This is a genomic window from bacterium, assembly GCA_035549195.1.
Classification (GTDB): Bacteria; Oederibacteriota; Muellerivitia; order Muellerivitales; family Muellerivitaceae; genus DASZRK01.
In genome coordinates this window covers 1-3827 of sequence record DASZRK010000013.1, presented here as the reverse complement: position 1 = coordinate 3827, position 3827 = coordinate 1, and the positions used below count along the sequence as shown (strand labels likewise).

5 protein-coding genes are annotated in these 3827 nt (G+C 57.6%); all 5 read right to left on the bottom strand.

Annotation, left to right across the window (positions count from 1 at the left end; all coding sequences use genetic code 11):
- Nucleotides 1-141, bottom strand: a 141-nt coding sequence (locus VHE12_02625; GenBank protein ID HVZ79678.1) for a GTP-binding protein, incomplete at its 3' end; no start/stop codon positions are given.
- 40 nt (nucleotides 142-181) lie between these two features.
- Complete coding sequence (fusA, locus tag VHE12_02620; protein HVZ79677.1) at nucleotides 182-2260, bottom strand: elongation factor G; 2079 nt, start codon at nucleotides 2258-2260, stop codon at nucleotides 182-184.
- A 14-nt stretch (nucleotides 2261-2274) separates the two neighbouring features.
- The gene (rpsG, locus tag VHE12_02615; GenBank protein HVZ79676.1) at nucleotides 2275-2745 is read right to left on the bottom strand and encodes a 30S ribosomal protein S7; all 471 of its coding nucleotides are present in this window, start codon (nucleotides 2743-2745) and stop codon (nucleotides 2275-2277) included.
- An 11-nt stretch (nucleotides 2746-2756) separates the two neighbouring features.
- Complete coding sequence (rpsL, locus tag VHE12_02610) at nucleotides 2757-3149, bottom strand: 30S ribosomal protein S12 (GenBank protein ID HVZ79675.1); 393 nt, start codon at nucleotides 3147-3149, stop codon at nucleotides 2757-2759.
- 230 nt (nucleotides 3150-3379) lie between these two features.
- The coding region (locus VHE12_02605) for a hypothetical protein (GenBank protein ID HVZ79674.1) at nucleotides 3380-3827 on the bottom strand (448 nt) is incomplete at its 5' end.

Below are 3827 nucleotides of genomic sequence, written 5' to 3'. Positions count from 1 at the left end.
ATATCCCTTCGCCGTCGCCCAGCCCTTCTTGGCCAGGACCGTCGTGATGGCCGCCGTCAAGCTCGTCTTCCCATGGTCCACGTGGCCGATCGTCCCGATGTTCACGTGCGGCTTGCTACGAACGAATTTTTCTTTCGACATAGACAACCTCCCTACGCCCATTCCCGGGCGCTGATTTTTTTCAGCCCTTCACTTTACCGATGATCTCTTGCTGGACCGACTTGGGCGTTTCCTCATAATGCGCGAACTGCATGGAATAGGTCGCTCGACCCTGGGTCATGGAGCGCAGGTTCGTTGAGTAACCGAACATCTCGGACAAGGGAACCTTGGAGCGGATGATCTGGGCGGATCCACGAAGTTCCATCCCCTCGATCTTGCCACGCTTGGATTGCAGGTCGCCCATCACCGGACCCATGAAATCGTCCGGGGTCACCACCTCCACCTCCATGATGGGCTCCAGGATGACCGGATCAGCGCTCTTCATCGCATCCTTGAACGCCATGGAAGCGGCGATCTTGAAGGCCATTTCGTTCGAGTCGACATCGTGATAGGAACCGTCGAAGAGGGTGACCTTGAAATCGACGACGGGGTATCCGGCAAGGACCCCGCTGTCCTTCGCGTCCATGATCCCTTTTTGCACGGCCGGAATGAACTCCCGGGGGATCGAGCCGCCCTTGATGGCATCCACGAACTCGATGCCTTTGCCGGCTTCCATGGGTTCCATCTTGATGTAACAGTGGCCATAGTTACCCCGGCCACCGGTTTGTTTGATGTATTTCCCTTCCGCTTCAACGCTCTTACGGATCGTTTCGCGGTAAGCGACCTGGGGTTTGCCCACGTTGGCCTGTACGTTGAATTCACGCATCATCCGGTCGACGATGATCTCCAAATGCAGTTCGCCCATCCCCGAAATGATGGTTTGAGCGGTCTCTTCGTCACTCTTCACCCGGAAGGACGGATCCTCTTCGGCCAGTTTTCCAAGGGCCAGACCCATTTTTTCCTGGTCGGCCTTGGTCTTGGGCTCGATTGCCACCGAGATGACGGGATCGGGGAAAACCATCTTCTCCAGGATGATGGGCTTGTCCTCAAGGCAAAGGGTGTCACCGGTGGTGATGGTCTTGATGCCGACCGTGGCCGCGATGTCCCCCGCATGAACTTCCTTGATCTCTTCGCGCTTGTTGGCATGCATCTGCAGGAGCCGTCCAACGCGTTCGCGGTTCCCTTTGGTCGAGTTATAGACATAGGAACCCACCTGAAGGGTTCCCGAATAGACCCGGAAATAGACCAATTTGCCGACATGGGGGTCTGTCATGATCTTGAAGGCCAAGGCGGAAAAAGGCGCTTCGTCGCTCGTCTCGCGGGTCTCTTCCTCGTTGGTTTCCGCGTTATGACCCTTGACCGCAGGGATGTCGATCGGAGAAGGAAGGTAGTTGATCACCGCGTCCAAAAGAGGCTGGACACCCTTGTTCTTGAAAGCCGAGCCGCAGAAAACGGGATTGAACTTGTTGGAGATGGTCCCCTTGCGGATGCAGCTGTTGATCTCCTCGACGGAGATCTCCTTCCCGTCCAGGTATTTCTGCATGACGTCATCATCGAACTCGGCCACAGCCTCCACCAATTGTTGGTGGTATTCCTGGGCCATCTTTTTCATGTCCTCCGGGATCTCTTCGATCTCGAATTTGGCGCCCAAACTGTCGTCCAACCACCGATAACGCTTCATCTCGACCAGGTGGATCAGACCGTCGAATTTGTCCTCGGCCCCCACCGGAAGGGTCACCGCATGGGCGTTCGCATTCAGGCGTTTGCGCATCTGGTCGATCGCCCCGAAGAAATCGGCGCCGATACGGTCCATTTTGTTGACGAAAGCGATGCGGGGAACACCGTAACGGGTGGCCTGGCGCCACACCGTCTCGGACTGCGGTTCCACGCCTTCCACGGCCCCGAAGACGCCGATGGCCCCGTCGAGGACCCGGAGCGAACGTTCCACCTCGATGGTGAAGTCCACGTGACCCGGGGTATCGATGATATTGATGCGGTTGGTCTTCCAAAAGCAGGTCGTGGCGGCCGAGGTGATGGTGATGCCACGCTCTTGTTCCTGGGGCATCCAGTCCATCGTGGCGGCGCCGTCATGCACCTCGCCGATCTTATGGGTTCGGCCCGTGTAAAAAAGGATACGTTCGGTCAAGGTGGTCTTGCCGGCGTCGATATGGGCCATGATGCCGATATTGCGGGTCTTCGTGAGGGGGACGGGACGGGACACTTGGTTCTCCTGGATTACCAGCGATAGTGGGCGAAGGCCTGGTTGGCTTCCGCCATCTTATGGGTGTCTTCTTTTTTCTTGATGGCCGTCCCTTGGTTCTTGAAGGCATCGGCCAATTCCGCCGCCAATTTCTGGGCGATGGTCTTTTCTTTCCGTGCGCGGGCCGCCGTCAAGATCCAACGGATAGCGAGCGAAGTGCGCCGTTCCGGACGGATCTCAACGGGCACCTGGTAGGTGGCGCCCCCGACCCGGCGGGACTTCACTTCCAAGGCCGGCTTGACGTTCTCCACGGCCGTCTTGAACACATTCAAGGCGCCTTCACCGTGTTTCTCGCCCAAAACATCCAGGGCATCATAAAAGCTCTGGGTCGCGACCATTTTTTGGCCGTCGTACATCATGGAGTTGATGAACTTCGCGACCAACTTGTTGTTGTAACGGGCGTCCGAGAGGATCTCACGGCGGGCGGCGACTTTACGACGGGGCATGGAGCTTCTCCTTAAGCTTTAGCGGCGGCGTCTTTTTTAGGCCGCTTCATTCCGTATTTCGAACGGCCTTGGCGACGGTCGGCCACACCGGCGGCATCCAAAGCGCCGCGGATGATGTGATAACGAACGCCCGGGAGGTCCTTCACGCGGCCCCCGCGGATGAGAACGATCGAGTGCTCCTGCAGGTTGTGCCCGACGCCCGGGATGTAACAGGTCACTTCCATCCCATTGGTCAAACGGACACGGGCGATCTTCCGAAGGGCCGAGTTGGGCTTTTTCGGGGTCATGGTGGCCACTTTGACGCAAACCCCGCGCTTCTGGGGGCAAGCCTTCAGGGCCGGGGACTTCGTCTTTTGTTTGCTCTTCGCACGGCCCATTCGGACCAATTGATTTAACGTCGGCAAGGAATCCTCCGTAAAAGACCCTAAAAATAAAAAAGGCAAAGACGCGAGCTCCGCCTTTGCCCAAGTGAATATTCCATTGGACCCCGGGACCCTTGCGGGACCGGGGGGAATCTTCAGCGCAGCGAATCCCTCCTCAGCTCGCCATTGGGGAGAACGACCCCCAAAGGAGGATTTCAAAGCTATTTAGGCCAAAAGCGGCTCAAACGCGGACGGCTAAGCTACCAAAAGGGTCAAACCTGGTCAAGGCTTTTTTTATCAGAAAAGTCCTCATCCAGCTTCATTTCCGGGTCATCCGAGATGGGGGGGGCGGCCGCGGTGGCAATGCCAACGGGCAACTCCTCCTCGGGCTCATCGACCTTGATCTTGACCCCCCGATAGAAGGGACTTCCCGTCCCAGCGGGGATCAAATGACCCATGATCACGTTCTCCTTCAAACCCCGAAGGTCGTCCACCTTGCCCGAAACAGCCGCTTCGGTCAGCACCTTCGTGGTCTCCTGGAAACTGGCCGCCGAGATGAAGCTTTCGGTCCCCAGGGAGGCCTTGGTGATCCCCAGAAGGATCGTCCTGGCGGTTGCGGTCTTCCCGTCCTTCTCACTGACCCGGTCGTTCTCTTTCTTGAACTTCCAACGGTCCACCTGCTGTTTGGGCAGGAACTCGGTATCGCCCGCCTCCTGAATG